The sequence below is a fragment of the Nocardia sp. NPDC004278 genome, assembly GCF_053602975.1.
This window is the reverse complement of sequence record NZ_JBSGEQ010000058.1, coordinates 1-21,926: the sequence shown is the minus strand read 5'-3', so window position 1 is coordinate 21,926 and position 21,926 is coordinate 1. Positions and strand designations below refer to the sequence as shown.

Annotated in this window: 18 protein-coding genes; 11 read left to right on the top strand and 7 right to left on the bottom strand. The window is 67.3% G+C overall.

Features of this window, described 5'->3' with window-relative positions; all coding sequences use genetic code 11:
* The first annotated feature begins 494 nt into the window (after window positions 1-494).
* Both ACWEO2_RS41660 and ACWEO2_RS41655 read left to right on the top strand, forming a co-directional pair.
* Window positions 495-2,105, top strand: coding sequence for a tannase/feruloyl esterase family alpha/beta hydrolase (locus ACWEO2_RS41660; RefSeq protein WP_452410428.1), 1,611 nt, complete (start codon window positions 495-497; stop codon window positions 2,103-2,105).
* A 333-nt stretch (window positions 2,106-2,438) separates the two neighbouring features.
* Window positions 2,439-3,230, top strand: coding sequence for an alpha/beta hydrolase (locus ACWEO2_RS41655; protein WP_452410427.1), 792 nt, complete (start codon window positions 2,439-2,441; stop codon window positions 3,228-3,230).
* A gap of 9 nt (window positions 3,231-3,239) precedes the next feature.
* On the opposite strand, the gene ACWEO2_RS41650 is transcribed toward ACWEO2_RS41655, so the two are convergent.
* Both ACWEO2_RS41650 and ACWEO2_RS41645 read right to left on the bottom strand, forming a co-directional pair.
* Window positions 3,240-5,972: a helix-turn-helix transcriptional regulator gene (locus tag ACWEO2_RS41650; protein ID WP_452410426.1), complete on the bottom strand. Its 2,733-nt coding sequence runs from the start codon at window positions 5,970-5,972 to the stop codon at window positions 3,240-3,242.
* 95 nt (window positions 5,973-6,067) lie between these two features.
* A complete protein-coding gene (locus ACWEO2_RS41645) occupies window positions 6,068-6,814 on the bottom strand; it encodes an AAA family ATPase (protein WP_452410425.1) in 747 nt (248 codons plus the stop codon).
* Window positions 6,815-7,638: 824 nt separating this feature from the next.
* Between ACWEO2_RS41645 and ACWEO2_RS41640 the strand changes: the two genes are divergently transcribed.
* The 4 genes from ACWEO2_RS41640 (at window position 7,639) to ACWEO2_RS41625 (ending at window position 11,503) form a co-directional block, all read left to right on the top strand.
* Window positions 7,639-8,061, top strand: coding sequence for an organic hydroperoxide resistance protein (locus ACWEO2_RS41640; protein WP_452410424.1), 423 nt, complete (start codon window positions 7,639-7,641; stop codon window positions 8,059-8,061).
* Window positions 8,062-8,273: 212 nt separating this feature from the next.
* A complete protein-coding gene (locus tag ACWEO2_RS41635; RefSeq protein ID WP_452410423.1) occupies window positions 8,274-8,915 on the top strand; it encodes a molybdopterin-dependent oxidoreductase in 642 nt (213 codons plus the stop codon).
* A gap of 46 nt (window positions 8,916-8,961) precedes the next feature.
* On the top strand, window positions 8,962-9,588 hold the full coding sequence (locus ACWEO2_RS41630) for a cytochrome b/b6 domain-containing protein (protein ID WP_452410422.1): 627 nt from the start codon (window positions 8,962-8,964) through the stop codon (window positions 9,586-9,588).
* Window positions 9,589-9,988: 400 nt separating this feature from the next.
* The gene (locus ACWEO2_RS41625; protein ID WP_452410421.1) at window positions 9,989-11,503 is read left to right on the top strand and encodes a GMC family oxidoreductase; all 1,515 of its coding nucleotides are present in this window, start codon (window positions 9,989-9,991) and stop codon (window positions 11,501-11,503) included.
* Window positions 11,504-11,507: 4 nt separating this feature from the next.
* Here ACWEO2_RS41625 and ACWEO2_RS41620 read toward each other — a convergent pair whose 3' ends face one another.
* The 3 genes from ACWEO2_RS41620 to ACWEO2_RS41610 form a co-directional block, all read right to left on the bottom strand.
* The gene (locus ACWEO2_RS41620; protein WP_452410420.1) at window positions 11,508-12,167 is read right to left on the bottom strand and encodes an MBL fold metallo-hydrolase; all 660 of its coding nucleotides are present in this window, start codon (window positions 12,165-12,167) and stop codon (window positions 11,508-11,510) included.
* A gap of 449 nt (window positions 12,168-12,616) precedes the next feature.
* Entirely contained in the window at window positions 12,617-13,051 is a 435-nt protein-coding gene (locus tag ACWEO2_RS41615) for an alpha/beta fold hydrolase (protein ID WP_452410419.1), read from the bottom strand.
* On the bottom strand, window positions 13,051-13,479 hold the full coding sequence (locus ACWEO2_RS41610; RefSeq protein WP_452410418.1) for a hypothetical protein: 429 nt from the start codon (window positions 13,477-13,479) through the stop codon (window positions 13,051-13,053). The genes ACWEO2_RS41615 and ACWEO2_RS41610 overlap by 1 nt, the downstream gene beginning before the upstream one ends.
* A 277-nt stretch (window positions 13,480-13,756) precedes the next feature.
* On the opposite strand from ACWEO2_RS41610, the gene ACWEO2_RS41605 reads away from it, so the two are divergent.
* The 5 genes from ACWEO2_RS41605 (at window position 13,757) to ACWEO2_RS41585 (ending at window position 19,019) form a co-directional block, all read left to right on the top strand.
* Window positions 13,757-14,605 carry an alpha/beta fold hydrolase gene (locus ACWEO2_RS41605; RefSeq protein ID WP_452410417.1) on the top strand — a complete coding sequence of 283 codons (849 nt, stop codon included), beginning with the start codon at window positions 13,757-13,759 and terminating at the stop codon, window positions 14,603-14,605.
* A 34-nt stretch (window positions 14,606-14,639) separates the two neighbouring features.
* Window positions 14,640-15,086, top strand: a complete 447-nt coding sequence (locus ACWEO2_RS41600; protein ID WP_452410416.1) for a VOC family protein — start codon at window positions 14,640-14,642, stop codon at window positions 15,084-15,086.
* Between the two features lie 22 nt (window positions 15,087-15,108).
* Window positions 15,109-16,566: a dihydrolipoyl dehydrogenase family protein gene (locus ACWEO2_RS41595; protein WP_452410415.1), complete on the top strand. Its 1,458-nt coding sequence runs from the start codon at window positions 15,109-15,111 to the stop codon at window positions 16,564-16,566.
* Between the two features lie 132 nt (window positions 16,567-16,698).
* Complete coding sequence (locus ACWEO2_RS41590; RefSeq protein ID WP_452410414.1) at window positions 16,699-17,580, top strand: aldo/keto reductase; 882 nt, start codon at window positions 16,699-16,701, stop codon at window positions 17,578-17,580.
* On the top strand, window positions 17,577-19,019 hold the full coding sequence (locus ACWEO2_RS41585) for an aldehyde dehydrogenase (RefSeq protein WP_452410413.1): 1,443 nt from the start codon (window positions 17,577-17,579) through the stop codon (window positions 19,017-19,019). The genes ACWEO2_RS41590 and ACWEO2_RS41585 overlap by 4 nt, the downstream gene beginning before the upstream one ends.
* Window positions 19,020-19,211: 192 nt before the next feature.
* On the opposite strand, the gene ACWEO2_RS41580 is transcribed toward ACWEO2_RS41585, so the two are convergent.
* Together ACWEO2_RS41580 and ACWEO2_RS41575 are read right to left on the bottom strand one after the other, a co-directional pair.
* Window positions 19,212-20,261, bottom strand: a complete 1,050-nt coding sequence (locus ACWEO2_RS41580; RefSeq protein ID WP_452410412.1) for an alpha/beta fold hydrolase — start codon at window positions 20,259-20,261, stop codon at window positions 19,212-19,214.
* Between the two features lie 83 nt (window positions 20,262-20,344).
* A partial coding sequence (locus ACWEO2_RS41575) for a helix-turn-helix transcriptional regulator (protein ID WP_452410411.1) occupies window positions 20,345-21,926 on the bottom strand: 1,582 nt, incomplete at its 5' end.

The following is a 21,926-nucleotide window of genomic DNA, read 5'->3' as shown; positions in this document are numbered from 1 at the left end:
GATACGCCACATGCAGCGAGTTCGAGGCGAGAACGTTCACCGAACGCTTCGGCGTCGATCTCGACGAACATGGAGTGCGCGCTGCTCAGCCTCAACCAATTCGTGTGCCCTGGCGTCTTCCCTCCAGGGGCAGTACGAGTTCGAGCCGCGGACACCTGGGCGACCGCGGCATCACTGAATGGATGATCTCGAGTTGTTCTGTTCGGTACTTTACGGATCGACCAGCCCGAGCGGCCTGTTGCCGGAGCCCACTCCGAGCCGACCCTCCATTGCAATGCTCTGCTGGCTCCGTATCACTCGCGCCGCCTCGGTGGCGCGTTCCTCAGCCTCGTGGCCCGCGGCTACTCGGCGCTGCGCCCTCGATGGCCCGCGACGGTTCGGAATTCTCGTCGACTGAGCGTCAGGTGACTGATGTGCCGGTGCTGGTGAGCTGGCCACAGTGATGGCGTAGTCCCAACTGAGGAGAGACCTTGAAACGACGAATTCTGACGGTCGTGATCACCGGCGTCCTGGTGGCCACCGCAGCCGTCATCTACGCACTGGTGAACACGTCCGGTTCCACACATACTCCCGTGAGCGCAAACGTGTTCAACTGCTCCACATTTCAAATACCGGCACCGGCCGGCGCCACCGTGGAGTCCCTGACGGCGACCAACGTCCCCGCGGGAACGTTTCAGGTCCCCGGAAACCCGCCGCTGGGCGGCTACCCCGTGCCCGACGTCCCCGCGCACTGCGAAGTGACGGTCACACTGACCCACCCCAGCGCGAACGACCATGCCAAGGTGCAGGTCTGGCTGCCGGAGTCCGGCTGGAACGGCCGATTCCAGGCGGTCGGTGGCGCCGCCTACGCCGCCGGGAACATCGGCAGCGTGGCTACGGCAATCAAGCAGGGCTACGCTGCCGGCACCACCGACGCCGGCGTGGATACCAGCGGCCTGGACAGCAGCTGGGCGCTGAACTCGAGCGGCCAGATCAACACCGCACTGCTGGAAAACTTCGCCTCCCGCTCGGTGCACGAACTGGCCGTCGTCGGCAAGCAGGTCGTCAACGACGTCTACGGCCATTCCGCGTCCTACGCCTACTGGAACGGATGCTCTACCGGCGGACGACAGGGTTACATGGAGGCCCAGAAGTACCCGACCGACTTCAACGGCATCAATGCCGACGCCCCGGCCATCAACTGGAACCAGTTCGAGGTCGCCACGCTGTGGCCGCAGGTGGTGATGAAAGAGGCGCACACCTACCCGACCACGTGCGAGTTCAACGCATTCAACCAGGCCACGGTCAAGGCCTGCGACGCGGTCGACGGCCTTGCCGACGGTCTGATCAGCGATCCGAGCCGGTGCAACTTCGACCCGCGCAGCCTGATCGGCACCAAGGTTGCGTGCGACGGTAAGGAGTACACGATCAGCGAGGCCGACGCCGACGTGGTCCGCAAGATCTGGGACGGTCCGCGGGACACTAACGGCCAGCGGCTGTGGTACGGCCTGCCGATCGGCGCCGACTTCAGCAGCCTGACGGCCAGCACCACCGGCGCCGATGGCGTCACCGTGGGCTCGCCGTTCCCCGTCCCCGCCCAGTGGGTCGCCACGTTCGTCGAGAAGCAGCCCACCTTCAACACCGCGAACCTCACCTACGCGCAGTTCGACGAGATCTTCCAGAAGGCCCGCGCCGAATACGACTCGATCATCGGCACCTCCGACCCGAACCTGTCGGCGTTCCGGGACGCGGGCGGCAAGATCATCACCTGGCAGGGCGACGTCGACCAGTTGATCCCCACCGCGGGCACCGTTGACTACCGCAACCGCGTGGATGCGCAGATGGGCGGCACCGCCAAGGTCGACGACTTCTACCGCGTCTTCCTGGCGCCGGGCGTCGCGCACTGCGCCCTTACCGGCAGCACGGTCAACGACCTCACCGCCCTGACAGCGTGGGTCGAGCACGGCCAAGCACCGGACGTCCTGCGGGCCACCCTGACCACCGCCACCGGCCAGACAGTCTCGCGCGACATCTGCCGCCTCCCGATGGTCTCCCACTACAGCGGCGACGGCGACCCGACGTCCCCGACCAGCTTCCGCTGCGTCGAACCCTCGCCCCAGAGCTGACCGGCCCGTCCCGAGCACCACGGATCAGGGCTGAGCAGATGTTCGCTTCAACTGGTCTGAACCGGCCGCAAGAAGGTTCGGGCCCGCCCCTTAGGGGGCGGGCCCGAACCCCACGTGCACCTGGTGTAGCCGTTTGTTGGGCGGAACTCGCCTCCACGCTTCTTTGGTCATCGGCTCGGGCATATCCGTCAGCTGAAGTCGAGACACTCGCAGGATCTGCCGAGTCATCTCTTTGAGTCATCCGACGGTTTCCGCCGGGTTGCCAGTCGGTGATCCTGGAGGAAAGCCACTACGTCAGCGGCAGATCGTCGTGTGCAACTGGAAGGTCGGTCCGTGAAACAAACCCATGTAGTCCTCATCCACGGTGCGTGGTTTCACATGTCGTGCTGGCAGGGCTGGGCGGAGAGATTCACCTCGCACGGCTTCGTGGTGCGGTTCCCGGGCTGGCCCGGCGAATCTGCCTCCGTGGCGCAGGTCCGCCACGATATCGGCCAGTTGGGTGACCTCGGGCTCGCAGCGCTTACCACCCACTACGAGAAGATCGTGCGTTCCTACGACAACCCGCCGGTCCTCATCGGGCATTCGGTCGGTGGTCTCATCGCCCAGCAACTCCTCGGCGCCGGCCTCGCCCGCGCGGCGGTTGCTCTCGCACCGCTGCCAGCCAATGGCGTACCGCTGGGCGGCGCCCCGCCCCGGCGGGCATGGCACCTGGACTTCGGGCCGCTGCCTCGGACCCAGTTCCGACACGTCGTCGCCAACGCGGTTGGTGAAGAGGAAGCCGAGCAGCTCTTCGAGCAGTATGCCGTCCCCGCCCCACTCAGGCTTCTCGCGGACCTCGGGCTGGACCGCACCGCTGGCGGGTCGGCCGACACCACCGTGAACGTAGCCAACCCTGCGCGCGGACCATTGCTGCTCATCTCGGGGCAGGAGGATCGGATGGTCCCGGACGCCGTCACCCGCTCGGTATTCAAGTTGTACGGCGACTCACCGGCCGTGACCGATTTGAAGCAGTTCGCTGATCGGGGCCACTCGCTCGTGTTCGACAGCGGCTGGCGTGCGGTCGCCGACTACGTCCTGATCTGGCTGGCCGCCAACGGCATCGCAGCCATAATCGCGGAAGACTGAGCGCTGAAATCAGACCTCAGCCGTCCGGCTCAACGCGTCGCGAAGCGCCGCACGACTCGTGACGCCCAGCTTCGGGAAGATGCGGTACAGGTGCGAGCTGACGGTGCGCGGCGAGAGGTGTAGCCGCTTACCTATCTCCTTGTTCGTCAGCCCGGCGGCGGCCAAGTCGGCGATGCGGCGTTCCTGCAAGGTCAACGAAGTCAGGTTCAGCGTTGAGGCACGGGGGACGGCGCTGGTTGTGCGCACTTCGGCTCGCGCCCGCTCGGCCCAGCCTGCCGCGCCGAGCCGTTCGAAGGTCTCGGCCGCCGGAATCAGGTATTGGCGGGCGGCTGCCCGCCCTTGGACGTGGCGTATTCGTATCCCGTGCGCCAGCCGGATCCGGGCTAGCTCGAACGGAAAGCGTTCGGCATCTGGGTGCGATTCGACCTGCGCGAACATCTCGGTGGCCTCTTGTTCGCTTTCAGCGGTCATCGCCAGCGCGCCGTAGGTGATCAGTGCCAGGCGTGGCGACACTTCGGGCAGCCCGGCGTCCCGGGCAGCCAGGGCGTGGCCGCGGGCCTGGTCGATGCGGCCGGTGTGGCGGGCGGCCTCGACGAGGTCCAGCAGAGTGCGCGAGGCCTGATACGCGTAGGGCTGGAACGTCCCCGGAGACGTGATGCCGATGGCGTAGAGGTAGGCGACCTCGTAGTCGCCGGAGTTCAATGCGGCGGTCGCGCCGGCGGAGTCGGCCATCTGGGTGAGGAACCCCAGTCCGCGGGGGCGGGCCCAGGCGTCCGCCTCGGCTTGCAGGTCCCGGGCTCGCCCGGACTGTCCGCGCAGCGCCGCGAGTTGGGCCAGATAGGCATGGCTCTGAGCGGTAAAAAGGTCGTACCCGTGCTCTTTCGCCAGCTGCAGGACTCGCTGCCCGGTTTCCTCAGCCCCGTCCCATTCGCCGACCGCCATCTGGTCGAGCATGACCAGGTGCAGCATGATCATGCCGCTGGCCACGGCTCCGGTCTTCAACTCGCGGTCGACGTTGCGCTGAAGGTAGGGACGGTACTGGTTCAGGATGTCGAGGTGATACGCCGCCACCGCCAGGCGCGCGACTTCCCAGGGTTCCAGGTCTGGGAGGTTCGTGGTGGCCTGTTCCACCGGCCCGGCCCAGTTTGCGCCGTGACGGGTCACATCGCTCCAGACTGCGCTGTACATCCGCTCAGGTTCAGTGACGATTTCGCTCATCGAAGCGAGAAGTTCATGAGTGCGCTCCCAGGTCGTGCGGTCTCCGGCGTACTGACTGATCGCCAACAAGAGGATCACCAGCCGCGTACGGACCTCGTCGGAGCTCACCGGCACGCTGTCACGCAGCTTCACGATCGCAGCAGCGACCTGCCGGTGGGTGGAACGCACGTCCCCGTCCTGGTAGAGCGCCTGGTATGCGTAGGCCAGGACCAAGGCCGGCGACTCCGTTGAGCCGGGTGCGAGGTCGGAGCGGACGAGTCGGTCGGCTTGGCCGAGGCGGGCGGCGTGGCCGGCGACGAAAGCCGCGTCAGCCAATCGCCGGGACCGATCGCCGTGGTTCTCGCTGAGCTCGGCGGCACGGGTCAGCCAGGCCACGGCCGCCAGGGCGCCACCACGCCGGGTCGCCGATTCGGCTGCCGCCTCCAGGATGTCAGCCACCTCCTCGTCGGGATCGACGGTGGCCGCCGCCAGATGCGTCGCCCGGCGTTCGAGATGCTCCCGGTGGACCTGTGCCAGTGTTCGGTGCGCGGCGCGGCGCTGGTTGGGAGTAGCCATCTGCACGATCGTGGAACGCACGAGTGGGTGACGGAAGACGAAGTCGCCGGTGGTCGGCTCGATATCCAACAGCCCCGCGGCCACCGCCTGGTCGGCGTCACGCATGCGGTAGCGCACACCGGCGAGGGTGTCGGAGTCGGACAGGGTCCCGGCGCCGTCGAGGGCGCCCATCAGTAGTTCAGCCCGCACGCCCTCATCGAGGGCTGCGATACGTGCGCCGAACAGCTGTTGCAGCCGCCGGGGCAATGACACGCCGTGCGAACCGAAGTCGTCCAGCGCCTCCTCGCCTGGCCGGCCGGCGAGGTGGGCGGGCATCTCCAACAGCGCCAGTGGATTGCCCTGCGCCTGCTCCAGCACTGTGCGGCGGATGCGCTTGCCCAGATTCGGGTATCGCCGATCCAGCAAGCGTGCCGCGTCCTCGTCGGAGAGGGCGGCGACCGGCAGTTCGGGCAGCGCCGCGGTGTCGAAACGCGACGCGATGTCGGTGCGGATCGCGACCAGCAGTTTCACCGGGCCACCGACCAGGCGGCGCCCTACGAAACCGCACACGTCCGCACTGGAGTCGTCCAGCCACTGCCCGTCGTCGAGGACCAGCAGCAGCGACCGCTGTGCGGTCGCCAGTGAAAGGAGGTTGAGAACAGCGATGCCGAGCGTCATGACCGACGGCGGATCGCTCGGCACTCCGCCGAACACCGCCTCGAGCACTACCAGGCTCCCGTTATCCAACCCCACGACGTTCGCAAGCAGCGGATGAAGGATCTGATGCAGCCCGGCATAGGGCAGCTCTGACTCCGCCTCGACCCCTGCGGCTCGGACAATGGTGTGACCCGCCTGCTCGGCCATCGCGACAGCGTGGCTCAACAGCGAGCTCTTGCCGACCCCGGTCCCCCCTCTCAAAACGAGAGCCTGGCCCGTAGAAGACATGACGAAAGCCAGGAGCTCCGCCTGTTCGACCTCTCGGCCTACCATCGTCGTGTTCTTCGATTCCATGCCTGCCAGCCCTCTTCCACTCTTGCCGCGAACTTGTATTGCTGCGAACTCGCTTTTCGGCCGCGGTCTGCCAGTCAATGGACAGGACGGTCGGTCTGATCTCTGTTCTCGCCGCGCGACAGCTCCAGCAGCGCCAACGGGTTGCCGCGTGCTGCCGCAACGATCCGGTCTCGCACGCGGTCAGGTACCGACCCGGGTAGCACCTCGTCCAGTAGCGCCCGGGCGTCGTCATCACAGAGCCTCTCCACCTGCAGCTCTGGCAGGCCGGAAAGGAGCCCAGCGTCGGGCGGCACGAGTCCGGAGCCAAGACTGGACACGGCAAAGACCAGAGCCACCGATTCGGTGTCCAGCCGACGGGCGACGAACGCGAGGACGGCCGCGGACATCCGGTCGATCCACTGCGCGTCGTCCACGACGCAGACCAGCGGTTCGTTGACCGCAGCTTCGGCGATTAGTCCCAGTACGGCAAGTCCGGTCAGCAGGCGCCCAGGCGATTCGCCGACGCTGAGCCCCAGAGCCGTCGCCAGGGCAGCCCTTTGAACTGCGGGCAGTCGGTCCAGATATCTCAGCAGTGGTGTGCACATCTGCTGGAGGGCCGAGTACGCGATCTCGGATTCGCTCTCGACCCCGATCGTGCCGACGACTCGGCCCACCGGGACTTGACCGGCGAGGTAGGCGAGCAGCGCGGTTTTGCCGATGCCCGAGTCCCCGCGCAGCACCAGCGTGCGGCTGTAGCCGCAGCGCACGTCGACCAGCAGCCGATCGAGCAGGTCCTGTTCGTGGACGCGACCGCGCAGCGGGGGCAACGAAGGGCGACTCATCATGTCTGGTCCGTCGTGGGCAAGACCACGACATCGATCTTGAAGTTCACCACTTTCCAGCTCCTTCGTAGCGATGGATGCCCGCTCGGCATCCGTCGTCCACGATCCCGCGAAGCAACGTCCCATCGCCCCAGCGGCGAACCCTGGTCGTACCCGGGCCAGGGCACCAGGGATGGCGGGCTTGGCATCCTGCTCGCCCTGTTCCTCCAGGCACGAGCCAGGTTCGGTACTGGGCCGGGCTCAGGCCAGTGGGTGACCAGGGTTCGGCACTGGCTCGACCAACCGGTGCCATCGGAGAGCCTGAGGAGAGCTCCCGTCAAGGACACCGGCCTACGGACCGGAGGGCGCACTCCATGACCATCCATTTCACCGAGCGGACGCAGGCTGTCCCACAGCAGTTCGTGGCGAGCCTCACCGACCCGGTCGCCGCACCTGGCGCCACCGAAGAGAGGCAGGCCGATGCCGAAGTCACAACAGCCCCCGGCAGCCCGGGCAGGCCGTGTCGCCGCCGCGATGACCGCCCTGGTCCTCGCTCTGGATTGCCCCCGCCCTCGCCATCGGCATTTTGCTTGCCCTGTTCCTCGAGCCGACGCACAGGACCGCGGAGGCCGAGCGGAATCTCGCCCGCGTCGCCGAGCAGGTGCCCACCGGGCGCAGAACCAAGCCTGACTCCGTGCTCCGGCAGGTACTGCGGGCCAGGGGTGACGACGGTTCGGCACTTACTCGACACGCTGCCACCACCGGGGCGGCTCGCAACCAGCTGACCAGCCGGTAACCCGACCCACCGTGCACATCCATAAACCCGCTCGAAAGGAAGTTCCACCATGGCCATCAACTACACCGCCACAGTCGAAGTCACCGGAGAGGGCCGCAACGGCGGCACCGTTCGCTCCACCGACGGTCTGCTCGAACACCGCCTGTCCATCCCCAAGGAATTGGGTGGAGCCGGCGACGCCACCAACCCGGAACAGCTCTTCGCCGCAGGCTGGGCCGCCTGTTTCCTCGGCGCTCTGCGTCGCGTCGCCGGTCAGCGCGGAATCAGACTGACCAGCACCGACATAACCGCCGAAGTCACCCTCCGTCACGACGACGGCGAGTTCTCGCTCTTGGCCACGCTGGCGCCGCGCCTCGGTGGCGTAGACCAGCGCACCGCCGAAGAACTGGCCGAAGCAGCCCACCAAACCTGTCCCTACTCCAAGGCGACCCGGGGCAACATCCCGGTCACCATAAACGCCACTGCTGTCTGAGCCGCCGCCGACATCACAGCGTGCACCGTGGGCTTGGGCTGAACGACTCGGCGCCAGATGACTGATGTGGATTCCACGGGCGCGAGCGACGGTGGTGATCGCCAAGTCGCGCAGACATTTCAGGCGACGACGGAAGGAGCAGAAAGATGCCAGGAACCGAATCTGAGAACATCCCGGACGGTGCCCCCGTGGCTCGGAGAACATTGTTGGGCATGCTCGGCGTCGGCGCGGCGGGGCTGATCACAGCGCCGTACGTGCAGGCCGGCTGGGAGAGCTTGCTGGCCAAGGCATCTCAGGCGGATCCGACCGGTCTCACCGGCCTGCTCCCGAACCCGGGCGGGTTCCGCTACTACAGCGTTGTCAGCTCGGTCCCGCGCAAAGGCGAGACCGACTACGAGCTGAAAATCGACGGCCTCGTGGACCGCGCGCGGACGTACACGCTTGCGGACCTGCGCGCGTTGCCGCAGACCCGTGTCGTCCACGACGTGCAATGCACCGACGGCTGGCGCGTCGAGAAGGTGCCGTTCGACGGAGTGAAACTGTCCGACCTGCTGGACGACGCCGGGGTCAGCGCCGGCGGCAAAGCCCTGAGTTTCGGCTGTTTCGACGGTGCGTACACCGAGAGCCTCACGCTGGAGCAGGCCCGGCGCTCCGACGTGCTGGTGGCGCTGCGGATGCAGGACGCGCCGATCACGCATGAGCACGGCGGCCCGGTCAGGCTCTATGTGGCGCCGATGTACTTCTACAAGTCCGCCAAATGGTTATCCGCCATATCGGTCACCAGTCGGGTCGTCCCCGGCTACTGGGAGGTGCGCGGGTACGACGTCGACGGCTGGCTCGATGGCGCCGAGTGAACCGCAGACGGAATCGCGGCCCGAAAGGCGGCCTCGACGAGACAGTGTGCGGCGGTTTACCAGCGCCGAGCGGGCGGTCCACCGCACCACTGGAATGCTGATGCTGCTGTGCGCGACGACCGCAGCCTTCCTCTATATCGGGCCGCTGGCTCAACTGGTGGGTCGACGAGACATCCTGATGACTGTCCACGAGTGGTCGGGCGTCCTGCTGCCCGTGCCGGTTCTACTGGGATTGTTTTCGCCGGCCTTCCGCGCCGATCTCCGCAGGCTGAACCGCTTCGCACCGTACGACCGGCGCTGGCTGAGCGCGGTCCGTCGGCGCCTGACCGCACCGTCGGAGCGCCCCGCCGGCAAGTTCAACGCCGGGCAGAAGCTCTACGCGGGCTGGATCGCCGGCGCCGTGCTGGTGATGATGTGCACGGGCCTGCTGATGTGGTTCCAGCACCTGCTCCCGGGCATCTCCCGGACCAGCGCGATCTTCGTGCACGACGTTCTCGCGTGGGGTATCGCGGCCGTGCTGGTGGGCCACATTAGAAAGGCGTACCAGGATCCGGAGGCGCGGCGCGGCCTGCGGACCGGGTACGTCGACCGGGCCTGGGCGGACCGTGAGCATCCTCTGTGGCTGGTCGTGGACCAGCCGACTACGGACCGGAGTCCCAAGCCCCGGGATTGATCCCTCGATGGTATTGCGTCGGACCATCCTCAGCCGCTCATCAGCGGCTCCACCAGCAACCTCGGTCGCGCCATCGCGTTCGCCTTCGCGGTTGAAGGAGCAATCGGATCACCCTGGTTCGGCTGGTTCGCTCTACCCGCCACCGATCAGCAGATCGCCGACGAGCTGTTCTTCTCCGTCGACACCGTCAAGGCTCATCTGCGCACCTTGTTCTGCCTGCCGGGAGTCAGGTTCAACGGGATGTCGCCACCGCCATTACGTCAGAACAGCGTCATCTGACTGATTCGGCGGGGCGGTCCCGGCAGGGATGTTCGAAAGGTATCCGGAACTGCTTGTGCGGCACCCACGCCCGCTTCCGCCCTTTCCGGATTCTTCGCTCACTACACAAAGGATGATCGAAATGCCTTCACATGCCTATGACTTCGTCATCGTCGGTGGCGGTACCGCGGGCTGCGTGCTCGCCGCCCGGCTCACCGAGGACGAGAACCTCCGGGTGCTGCTGCTGGAGGCCGGCGCCGCGGCGTTGCCCGACGCGGTCGCGCATCCCCCGGCCTGGCCGACACTCTCTGACTCGTCGGCCGGATGGCGCGACCTTACTGTGCCACAGCGGTTTTCGGGCACACCGGTGCCGCTGCCGCGCGGTAAGGGACTGGGCGGCTCGTCGGCCATCAATGCCATGGTGTTCGCACGCGGGCATCACACCTCCTATGACGGCTGGAGCATCCACGGCGCCAAGGGCTGGACCTACGACGATCTGCTGCCCTACTTCCAGCGCAGCGAGACTGCCGTGAGCGGTGGGCCCGGCCGCGGCACCGCCGGGCCGCTGACCGTCGGCCCGACCACCGAGCCCAATGAGATCCTGCGCGCCTGCCTGGCCGGCGCGATCGAGGCCGGATTCCCGCGCGCCACCGATATCAGCGGCGGACTCGAAGACGGATTCGGCCCGGTCGACCTCAATATCGTTGCCGGACAACGGCAGAGTGCCGCCGACGCCTACCTCGCGCCCGCGCTGGGACGACCGAACCTCAGTATCGTCACTGGTGCGCTCGCCCACCGGCTGCTCGTCGAAGGTCAGCGCTGCACCGGTGTCGAGTACCGCGTGGCCGATGAAATCCACCGCGCCACCGCCACTTCCGAAGTCGTGCTGACCGCCGGAACCATCGGCAGCGCACAACTGCTGTTGTGCTCGGGCATCGGACCGGAGTCCGTGCTGCGGGACGCGAACATCGAGGTGGTGCACCCACTGCCCGGGGTGGGCCGCAATCTCCATGACCATCCCCTGATCAACCTGGTGCACAGTTCCCGGCGCCTGGTACCCGCGCCGCGGGCCAATCACGGCGAGGTCATCGGCCTCTTGCGCAGCAACCCCGACCTGGCTGGTCCTGATCTGCAGATCCTCTTCATCGATATCCCAATGCCCAATCCCGTTGCGGCGGTGCCGAACGGCTTCACCATCAGCGTCTCGCCGATGCTCCCGGCGAGCCGCGGCTCCCTGCGGATCACCTCGGCTGACCCGTCCGCGCCGCCGATGCTCGACCCCGGATACTTCACGGCGGCAGCGGATGTCGAGGTAGTGCTGGCCGGCATCGAGGCCGCTCGCGAGATCGCCGCCTCGAAGGCGCTCGCCGGATGGGGCGTCGCCGAAGTCGCGCCCGGTCTCGACGTCATCGACGAGGCGGTGCTCGGTGACTACGCACGACGGAATTTCGGCTCCTACTGCCACCCGGTGGGCACCTGCGCCATGGGTGAGGACGCGTCGTCCGTCGTGAATTCCGAACTGCGGGTTCACGGTTTGGAGGGGCTGCGGATCGCCGACGGGTCGGTGATACCGGCGATTCCGTCGGCCAATACGAACGCGACGGTATACGCCATCGCCGAACGCGCCGCGGATCTGCTGCGACGGTCATGGCAATGACCGGTTAGCTTCCAGGAGCGAGCTGCCCACACGCGGCAGCGATCTCTTGCCCCCGCGTATCCAGCACTTTCGGCAGCAGTTGGGGTCCGGTTCCCGGTAGCAGGGGGTGGCCGGTGACGAGCGCGTCTCCGGAGAACAGCACCCCTTCGGAGGGCATGAAGTAGGCCGTATGGCCGTCAGTGTGCCCAGGTGTGGAGATTGCGACGAATCCGCCTGGCAGCGCCGCCAGTACCGTCGGGTCCGCCGCCCGCGCGGTGGGCACCCGCATGCCGATGTGACCGACGACTGCGCGTGCTGTCTGCATCACCCACCGGGCCCCGCGTTGTGTCGTCAGTTGCCGCAGCATCTGTGGCGCGGTGATCTGTTGCAGGTACTCACGTTTGGCGTGCGGGACTTCCTGTTCGCCGGTGTAGACAGCCACATTGGCTTGTTCGACGAGTGTGGGTATGGCGCCGATATGGTCGAGGTGGGCGTGGGTAAGTAGGACCGCGGCGATATCGCCGACCTTATGACCGATTTGACGCACGGACTCGAGTACCGCGGCCGTGTCGGCCGGGTAGCCGGCGTCGATGACCGTGACGCCGGAACCATCACTGACCAACGCCCAGTTGACGTTGGTCCCCGACACCATATGTACCGAGTCGGAAACCTGCTCGATCTTCATTTCGCATCCTCGCTCGTGCTCGATTGTGCTGTGGCGGTTGGGTTTGCGTGAATCCCTCCGCGTCGGCGATGACTGGGATGCCGGTGCGGCCGCCATCGACATCGAGGACGGCTCTGTGGATGGGTCGTCTGCTGCGAGGCAGACGGCGGCCGCCGCAGGACGGGGCCACGCCGGCGGTCCCCTGCGTCATGTTGAGGAAGTCAGAGGCAACCTCTAAGTGGTGCACACGAAGCCGGCCGACCATGAGACCTTGTGACCGGCGGCTTCGTTCGTTGTGGAGTGGTCCGTGGTGGATGGAATCGGTGTCCAAGCTCAGCGCCGTTTTGCCTCGAGCTCCCATGCCGACGGTCGGCGACCGTGCAGCACAGAGGCCTCCGACCAGATCAGCATCGCTATCGGACCGCATACGAAAAGCTCTGCGATCGGGGGCCGTTCGGGTTCTCGCAGGTTCATCGCGTGTGCCTTTCGGGATTGCCGTCGCTCGCTGATGGCCGGAATTGTGTTGAGAGGAGGAAGTTCCCGACCGCATTGGTGAAGCGCTCGGGGTCTTCCAGGTGCCCGAGGTGGCCACTGTGTTCCAGGATCGCCAGTCGAGAATCGGGGATTCGTTGCAGCGCAATGCTGTAGCGTTCGCGGGTGTAGCCGTTCGGGTGCGTCGGCAGGCGCCCGGATTCGCCGGTGCCGAGCGGCTCGACGTACACCATGGTCAGGTGCTCTTCCAGCTCGGGCATGCGCAGGTACTCCCAGCGGAAGCCCGGCCCGCCGGGATGCGCCAGGCAGACCGGTCCACCGCCGTAGACGTGGTATCGCTGGGGGACGCCGTCGGAGTCGAAGGCGTGTACGCCGGGCGCGGATGCGTCGAAAGTCTGCTGCGATATGGGCATCACGCGGCTCGCAGCGGAGTTGCGAGGGACTTGCGCAGCGAGGACGGACCGACCAGCGGCAGCAATGCTGCCAGGATCTTGCCCTTTAACGCCTGCGGGGTTCGGGTGAGCTCGACATCGATGAGGCACCCGGGCAGGTCGGGTGTGATTCGGAAGGTCCAGCCGCCGCCCGCGCCGAAGAGTTTGGAGTCCAGGGTGGTGACGGTGACGGTGTCACCGCCGGGGGTCCATTCGTAGCGGGCGCGTTCCCAGGCGGCGGCCGTGCCTTCGGTGACCTCGGCCCAGTTCTCGCCGCGAACGTGAACGACGAAATGTTCGGCGTCGATGCTCGGCCATACCTCGGGCCGGCTGGGCCCGAAGTCGGTGAGCACCCGCAGGGCTTCGACGGGCGACAGGGTGGATATCAGGCGAAAACGTACGGTAGCCATGGAAATACGATGGCCGCCTCGGATATCGCGGCGAATCGGTCAGGTGACGCTCGGCGTGACGTATTTCCGTGTCGCGTCGGTAGTCGGAGTCGCGGCAGCGCCCCGTAGATGCCGCTGCGCCGAAGTGAGCGGCGGCACGGCAGTCGACGGCTTCGGTCCGTTGATGCTCAGTGACTACGTCATGGTCTGCGTCAGTTGACAGATGTGGCGGCAGGGGAGCGCGAACCACAGTGGAGGCCGCACAACGTGCTTCACCGTTCCTCGAAAGGACAATGACATGGTCGACATTCGACGCCCCCGGATGCGGCGCGCGGGCCGGGCGATCGCCGCGGTCACGGCCGCAGTCGCGGCCGGCAGTCTCGCCGTCGCGTGCACCGCCAGCACCACTCACGCCGGGCCGACCGAGGACGCGCCGAAGCCGACTGTCGTGCTGGTGCACGGCGCGTTCGCGGACGGGTCGAGCTGGAACGATGTCATCGACAAACTCCGCAAGGACAACTATCCGGTTGTCGCGGCGGCGAATCCGCTGCGCGGGCCCGGTGCCGACGCCATCACCCTGCGCGGGTTGATCAGCCACATCAACGGACCCGTCGTGCTGGTCGGGCACTCCTACGGCGGATCGGTCATCAGCGCCGCCGCGGCCGGAAGTGATCAGGTCAAGGCGCTGGTGTACGTGGCGGCGTTCCTGCCCGCACCGGGCGAGACCGCGCTCGAGCTGACCGGCAAGTTCCCCGGGTCCACCCTGCCCGGCACGCTCGACCCGGTCCCGTTCACCAATCCAGACGGCAGCACCGGCACCGACCTGTACATCCAGCAGGCCAAGTTCCACGACCAGTTCGCCGCCGACGTCCCCGCCGACCGCGCCGCCCTGGCCGCCGCCGCCCAGCGCCCGATCCTGCAGGCCGCGCTCGAGGAGAAGGCCACCGTCGCCGCCTGGACCGACAAGCCCAGTTGGGACGTGATCACCACCCAGGACCTCAACATCCCCGTTGCGGCACAGCGGTTCATGGCCGAACGGGCGCACGCGCAGGTCACCGAGGTGGCGGCCTCGCACTCGGTCGCCGTCTCGCATCCCGATCGGGTGGCCGAGGTGATCGAGCAGGCCGCCAAGAATTCCGCCCACTGATCATCGCGAAAGACGTTCGAGGAGAACACGAATCATGGATATGAAACTGGAAGTCGTCGTCCTGCCCGTCGCCGACGTCGACCGCGCCAAGGCGTTCTACACCGAGCGACTCGGCTTCCGTCTCGACGCCGATTTCCCGGTGGACGACGGCTATCGCGTCGTGCAGGTCACCCCGCCGGGCTCGGAATGCTCGATCATCTTCGGCACCGGCGTCACCGCGACCGCGCCCGGATCTCTGCGGGGCCTGCATCTGATCGTCACCGATATCGAGAAGACCGTCGCGGAGTTGACCGAACGCGGGATCGCCGTGGACGGACCGTTCCGCGACGCGACCGGTGTGTTCCACCATGCCGGAACCGAAAGCCGGGTCCCCGGCGCGGATCCGCAGCGTCGCAGCTACGGATCGTTCGCCGCGTTCGCCGATCCGGACGGCAACGACTGGTTCCTGCAGGAAATCACGCAGCGCGCACCCGGCCGCTGACTCGGCCATCGAAGGGAACCTTATGTCCGACAAGAAAGTTCGTACCTACGACGTCGTGGTCCTCGGGGCCGGGCCGGTCGGTGAGAATGTCGCCGACCGCACCAGCGCCGCCGGGCTCGCCACCGTGATCGTCGAATCCGAATTGGTGGGCGGCGAATGCTCGTACTGGGCTTGCGAACCCAGCAAGGCACTGCTGCGTCCCGCCCTGCTGCACGCCGAGGCCGCACGGTTCCCCGGCGTCGCGAACGCCGTCACCGGACCGCTCGATGCCCGCGCCGTCCTGAAACACCGCGACCGCATGGTCGCCGACTGGAACGACCAGGGACAGGTCGAATGGCTCGAATCCGCTGGCATCGCACTCATTCGCGGCCACGGCCGACTCGACGGGGTCCGGCAGGTGACGGTCGAGACCCCCGACGGCGGCATCGTGCGCTTGCGCGCCCGGCACGCGGTCGCGGTCTGCACCGGCACTCGCGCGGCGCTGCCGCAGCTGCCGGGCCTGGACACGGTGCGGGCGTGGACCAGCCGCGAGGCCACCAGCGCCCCGGAGGTGCCGCGCCGGCTCGCCATCCTGGGCGCCGGGGTGGTGGCGGTCGAAATGGCCACCGCCTGGCGGGCTCTCGGCGCCGAGGTGATCCTCATCGCCCGGGAACCGCGGCTGCTCACCCGCGTCGAACCCTTCGCCGCGGACCTGGTCGCCGACCGGCTCCGGGCGGCGGGCGTCGAACTGCACTTCGGCTCGGGCATTGTGACCGCCGAACGGGCGGGCGGACCCGATGACGGCGTGCATCTGAGCCTGCACGACGGCACCCGGATCGTCGTCGACGAACTACTGCTCGCGACCGGCCGCGCACCCCGCACCGACGACATCGGCTTGGAGACAGTCGGTTTGACCTCGGGCGACTGGCTTGTCACCGATGACGCGTTCACGGTGACCGCGGTCGAGGGCGAATGGCTCTACGCCGTCGGCGATGTCAATCGCCGGGCGTTGCTCACCCATCAGGGCAAGTACCAGGCGCGCATCGCGGGCACGGTCATCGCCGACCGGGCGTCCGGCTGTGACCTCGACACGTCCCCGTGGGGACGGCACACCGGGACCGCCGATCTCGTCGCCGTCCCGCAGGTCGTGTTCACCGATCCGGAGATCGCCGCCGTCGGCCTCACCACCGAGGACGCGGTGCGCGCGGGCCGCACGGTCGATGTCGTCGACTACGACATCGGCCAGGTCGCGGGTGCGCTCCAGCACGATCCGGACTATCGCGGCCGGGCGCGCATCCTCATCGATCCCGAACGGCGGGTGATCGTCGGGGCCACCTTCGTCGGTGCGGGCGTGGCCGAGCTACTGCATTCGGCCACCGTCGCCATCACCGGCGAGATCATCCTGGACCGGCTCTGGCATGCGGTGCCCTCGTTTCCGACCATCAGCGAGGTGTGGTTGAGGCTGCTCGAGACCTATCGGGATCAGCGTGCGAAATCATAGCGGTACATACGAATTCGCCGGCCACGAGAGATTGTGGTCGGCGGATTCGTTTATAGCTCGCGTAGACGAGCGTCATGGATTACGTCATTCGACGCTCGTGGCCCGCGCTCGGCGGCCCCTAGCGTCGGAGCTATGACGAACACCCTTCAGCTCGGCGGCGAGCTCACTGTGAGCCGAATCGGTTATGGCACAATGCGATTGGCTCCACAGGAACCAGGATTCGATACGTCGGTGTTCCACGTCTGGCGAGCGCCCGCCGATCGGCAGGCCGCCGTCGCGATACTGCGGCGTGCGGTCGAGTCGGGGGTGAACCTCATCGACACCGCCGATGCCTACGCGCTCGGCGAAATCGAGGACCTGATCGCCGATGCCTTGGCCCCGTACCGCGACGACATCGTGGTCGCGACCAAGGTCGGCGCCGTGCACCCGACTCCGACCGAATGGTTACCGCTGGGGCACCCGGCCTATCTGCGTCAGCAGACCGAACTCTGTCTGCGCCGATTGCGACTGGACCACATCGACCTGCTGCAATTGCACCGCATCGACCCGGCTTATCCGCTCGAGGATCAGATGGGTGCGCTCCAGCAGCTCGTCTCCGAGGGCAAGGCCCGTCATATCGGTCTGTCCGAGGTCAGCGTGGACCAGATCCGAGCGGCCGCGGAGATCGCGCCGATCGCCAGCGTGCAGAACCTCTACAACCTCACCTACCGGGATGCCGACGATGTCCTGGAATACACTGCCGCGCAGGGCATCGCGTTCCTCCCGTGGTTCCCCGTTGCGGCGGGCGCACACGCCGCGGCGACGGGCACGCTAGCGGATATCGCCGCCGAACTCGGCGCGACCCCGGTGCAGGTGTCGCTGGCTTGGCTGCTGCACCGGTCGCCGACGATGCTGCCGATTCCGGGCACCGCCTCCCTGGCTCACCTCGACCAGAACATCGCCGCGGCACGGATACAATTGTCCGAAAACCAATTCGAACGACTCTCGGCCATCGCGGCAGGAGAGAACGAATGATCACCTACGACCGGCTCTACATCGGCGGCTCGTGGACCGAACCCAGCGAACCGGCACTGCTGGAAATCCTCTCCCCGCACGACAGATCGGTCATCGGCCGTGCGGCCCAGGCGCAGCCCGCCGATGTGGACCGCGCGGTGGCGGCGGCGCACACCGCCTTCGGGAATCGGGAGTGGCGCGACACCCCGCCCGCCGAGCGAATCGCCCTGCTGCGCAAGTTCAACCAGCTGCGCGAGGAACAGGCCGACCGGATCGCCGAGCTCATTACCGCTGAAAACGGTTCCGCCGCATGGTTCACCAAGGCCGGCCAGGCCGGCCTGACCCGGCAGGCCAACGCCTACCTCGCGGCCGCCGAGAACTTCGACTGGGAGCGCACCCTCGAACCCTCGGACCCGAGTTCTCGCGTGCGAAGCGTCGTCCGGCGCGAACCGGTCGGCGTGGTGGCTGCGGTGATCCCGTGGAACTCGCCCTTCTCCTCCGCGACCACGAAGATCCTGCCCGCCCTGCTCGCCGGAAACTCGGTGGTGCTGAAGGTATCTCCGGAGAACTCACTGAGCATGGGCCTGCTGGCCGAGCTGGTGGATCGCATCGGCCTGCCGGACGGAGTGATCAGTGTGCTGCCCGCTGAACGAGAAACGAGCGAGTATCTGATATCGCATCCACTGGTGGACAAAATCGCGTTCACCGGCTCGACCGGAGCCGGTCGCCGGATCGCGTCCATCGCCGGCACCCAGCTCAAACGGGTCAGTCTCGAACTGGGCGGCAAATCGGCGACGGTGATCCTGCCCGACGCGGACCTGACCGCGGTGATGAACGGCCTGAAATTCGGTTCGCTGCTGAACAACGGCGAATCGTGCATCGCCCAGACACGCATTCTCGCCCCGCGCTCCCGCTACGAAGAGGTGGTCGCGGCGCTGACGGTACTGGTCGAGTCCTTGCCGGTCGGTGATCCGCGCGACCCGCAAACCTTCATCGGGCCCATGGTTCGCGGCGATCAGCAACAACGGGTCCGCGACTACATCGAGGTCGGAATTGCCGAAGGCGCGCGCCTGGTCTGCGGCGGCCCACAGGTCCCGCCCGGCCTGCGGGACGGTTTCTATGTCACACCCACGGTTTTCGCTGATGTGACACCGGCCATGCGCATTGCCCGGGAGGAAATCTTCGGCCCGGTCCTGGTCGTCCTCGCCTACGACGACATCGACGACGCAATACGCATCGCCAACGACTCCGACTACGGGCTCTCCGGTGGTGTGTGGTCGGCGGACCAGGCCGCCGCCGTGGCCGTCGCCCGCCGAATCCGGACCGGCACGGTCACCATCAACGGTGCACCGATCGGATTCGACGGTCCCTTCGGGGGCTTCAAGGCCAGCGGGATCGGCCGCGAATACGGGGCCGTGGGTCTGGGCCAGTACACCGAATACCAGACCATCACCCTCTGACACCGCTGGTAGGGCGGTCGCGTGCTCATCGAGGAAGTCGACAGAATCTAGCCGCCCAGTCGAAGGTGGCGCTGTCGTAGCACATTTCACTCGGTGTCCTGTATCGAAAACGGCCCGAGGCATTTTCGCGCCCCCTAGAGACGGCACACCGCGGGCCCGGCTGTACAGCCGGGCCCGGCGGTCTCGAGCAGGTCAGAGGTGGTCGGCGTCGATGATGGCCTGGGCGAACGGGTGCGGCGCCTCCTGCGGGACGTTGTGCCCGATGCCGTCGAGGACACGATGCTCATGTTTACCGGTGTATTTGGCGGCGTAGGGCTTTCCGTCCTTGGCCGCTCCGTCGAAATCACTGCCGATAGTGATGGCCGGGACGGTGATGGCCGGTCCGGTGGCGAGTTGCTGTTCGTAAGCGTCGTATTGCGGCTCGCCCGGAGCCAGGCTCAAGCGCCACCGGTAGTTGGTGATGACGATGTCGACATGGTCGGGATTGTCGAAGGCGGCCGCCGTGCGGTCGTAGGTGGCGTCGTCGAAATTCCAGGCCGGGGACGCGCGCTTCCAGATCAGTTTGTTGAAGTCGTGCCGATTGCGGGTGTAACCGAGGCGGCCGCGTTCGGTGGCGAAGTAGTACTGGTACCACCAGCCGAGTTCGGCCTCCGGTGCCAGTGGCTGCTGCTGTGCCGCCTGCTGCGTGACGATGTACCCGCTCACCGCGACCATCGCCTTGACGCGCTGCGGCCACAGGGCGGCAATGATGTCGACCGTGCGTGCACCCCAATCGAATCCACCGAGCACGGCTCGGTCGATGTGCAGCGCGTCCATGAAGTCGACGATGTCGCGCGCGATCGCCGACTGCTGGCCGTTGCGGACGGTCTGCGCGGACAGGAAGGTGGTCGGGCCGTAGCCGCGCAGGAACGGGACGAGGACCCGGTATCCGGCCGCCGCCAGCAGCGGCCCGACATCGGCGTAGCTGTAGGCGTCATATGGCCAACCGTGCAACAGGATCACGGGCTGGCCGGTGCTGGGCCCGAATTCCGCGTAGCCGACGCTGAGGACACCGGCGTCGATCTGCTTGATCGGTCCCATTGTCGTATTCGCGCCCGAGCCCTTCCGCAGATCCGCGCCGACCGGAGTCGTAGTCGCCGGCGTGGTCGCGGAATCCGTGCCGCAGGCGCTCAGCGAGGCCGCGGCCAGGCTCGCCGCGCCCGCTGCGAGCGCACCACCGAAAAATCGTCTGCTGATGTTCATGTCACCAGACGCTAGGGAGCGGGCGGATACCGTCGCGAGCGTCGAATGACGTAATCGGTGTCGGATGAGCGACTGCGACCGGCCTATCGCGGCATTTCGTCCTCGGTCGGCAGCAGCGCCGCGAGGTCACCGCGCGAACTGATCCCGAGCTTCGGGAAGATGCGATGCAGATGGGTGCTGACGGTCCGGTGCGACAGGTACAGCCGCTGCCCGATCTCCCGATTGGTCAGCCCCTGCGCCGCCAGCTGCGCGATGCTCAGCTCGTGCGGGGTGAGCCGCTCGCGGGCATCCGGGTCGCGGTTCGGGCTCGATTCGCCCGCACTGCGCAGTTCCAGGCGGGCCCGCTCGCTCCACGCCGTGAAGCCGAGAGCATCGAAAGTCTCTCGGGCCGTGCGCAAATGGGTGCGGGATTCGATGACGCGCCGCTGCCGCCGCAGCCACTCGCCGTATGCCAGATGTAGGCGGCCGCGTTCGGCGGGCCAGCCGGTCAGATCCGCCTGCAGCGCGGCGGTGAACAGTTCCCCGGCCGAATCGCCAGCGAGCACTGCTCGGGCATAACGCATTCCGATATGCAGGGCGGGCGATGACGTGGTCGCCGCCACCGGTTCCAATTCGCGCAGCAGCTCCGCCACGGCGTCGGTTTCCCCGGAGCGGACCCCGGCCTCTGCGAGCTCGGTGAGGAAACACGCGCGCAGCGCCAGTGAATACGACGGGTCGCGCGGATCGTGGATGCGGGCCAGATCGGTGAACGCGTCGTCGAATCGACCCTCACCCAGCGCGATGAGTGCCCGGGTGAGTTGTACGGTGGCCAGTACGGGGCGCACGGCGGCGGCCAGTCCGGTCCGTTCGGCATCGGCCGTAAGCGCTGTGGCCTGGATGTAATCCCCACGCAGAGCCACGATTTCGGCCTGTACCGAGGTGATGACCGCATGCATGAAGGGCTGCTCGGTCTCCAGAGCGAAGGCCGCGGCCTCATCCGCGATCGGGGCCGCGGCGGCGAGGTCACCGAGCCGGGCCAGGCTCCACGCCTGGATTGCGAGGGCCCGCGTCAGCAGTCCCAGGCGCCCGGCGGAACGGAATCCGGGTGCGGCCGCGGCGGAGAAGTGTGCCGCGAGGTCGAACGCGCCGACCTGGTAGGCCGCGCTACTCAGAAAGTGATCGATCTCCGGATCGCGGCCCGTGGTCGCGGCCAGTGCCCGCAGGTGGCTCAGTACCTGTTCGCCGCGGTCGAACGGGGCCACGATCGAGTCGATCGCCAGTTTGCGCGGGTCACCGTCGGGAATGCCGAAGGTGTCGGCGACCGCGAGCACCGCGTGCCGGATATCGGGTCCGGGTTCGGACCAGAAGCATCGCATGGCCGCACCCCACAGGATCCGCAGCGCGGGATCGGGATACCCGTCGGCGGCGACGGAGGCCGCGAGCGCGGCCAGTTCGCCGATGCGCGAGGAACTTTCGCGCATTCCATCCTCGAACCCGCTGAGCAGCCAGGTGGCGGTGGCCTCCTGTGCGGGCGTGAGGGGGAGTGTGCGCGCGAGGTCGACCAGCCGTTCGACCGTATCGCGGCGACCGGAGTCGACGGCCAGTTCGGCCGCGCGCAGCAGGCGATCCGCGCGCCGGCCCGGGGTGGTGCTGAGGGCCGCGGCGCGTTCCAGCGCCGCGATCGCG

Excerpts from the sequence above, each read along its gene's own strand:
- ACWEO2_RS41650 (WP_452410426.1), bottom strand. The coding sequence starts at position 5,972 with ATGGTAGGCCGAGAGGTCGAACAGGCGGAGCTCCTGGCTTTCGTCATG.
- ACWEO2_RS41645 (WP_452410425.1), bottom strand. The coding sequence starts at position 6,814 with ATGAGTCGCCCTTCGTTGCCCCCGCTGCGCGGTCGCGTCCACGAACAG.
- ACWEO2_RS41640 (WP_452410424.1), top strand. The coding sequence starts at position 7,639 with ATGGCCATCAACTACACCGCCACAGTCGAAGTCACCGGAGAGGGCCGC.
- ACWEO2_RS41635 (WP_452410423.1), top strand. The coding sequence starts at position 8,274 with ATGCTCGGCGTCGGCGCGGCGGGGCTGATCACAGCGCCGTACGTGCAG.
- ACWEO2_RS41625 (WP_452410421.1), top strand. The coding sequence starts at position 9,989 with ATGCCTTCACATGCCTATGACTTCGTCATCGTCGGTGGCGGTACCGCG.
- ACWEO2_RS41620 (WP_452410420.1), bottom strand. The coding sequence starts at position 12,167 with ATGAAGATCGAGCAGGTTTCCGACTCGGTACATATGGTGTCGGGGACC.
- ACWEO2_RS41615 (WP_452410419.1), bottom strand. The coding sequence starts at position 13,051 with ATGCCCATATCGCAGCAGACTTTCGACGCATCCGCGCCCGGCGTACAC.
- ACWEO2_RS41610 (WP_452410418.1), bottom strand. The coding sequence starts at position 13,479 with ATGGCTACCGTACGTTTTCGCCTGATATCCACCCTGTCGCCCGTCGAA.
- ACWEO2_RS41605 (WP_452410417.1), top strand. The coding sequence starts at position 13,757 with ATGGTCGACATTCGACGCCCCCGGATGCGGCGCGCGGGCCGGGCGATC.
- ACWEO2_RS41600 (WP_452410416.1), top strand. The coding sequence starts at position 14,640 with ATGGATATGAAACTGGAAGTCGTCGTCCTGCCCGTCGCCGACGTCGAC.
- ACWEO2_RS41595 (WP_452410415.1), top strand. The coding sequence starts at position 15,109 with ATGTCCGACAAGAAAGTTCGTACCTACGACGTCGTGGTCCTCGGGGCC.
- ACWEO2_RS41590 (WP_452410414.1), top strand. The coding sequence starts at position 16,699 with ATGACGAACACCCTTCAGCTCGGCGGCGAGCTCACTGTGAGCCGAATC.
- ACWEO2_RS41585 (WP_452410413.1), top strand. The coding sequence starts at position 17,577 with ATGATCACCTACGACCGGCTCTACATCGGCGGCTCGTGGACCGAACCC.
- ACWEO2_RS41580 (WP_452410412.1), bottom strand. The coding sequence starts at position 20,261 with ATGAACATCAGCAGACGATTTTTCGGTGGTGCGCTCGCAGCGGGCGCG.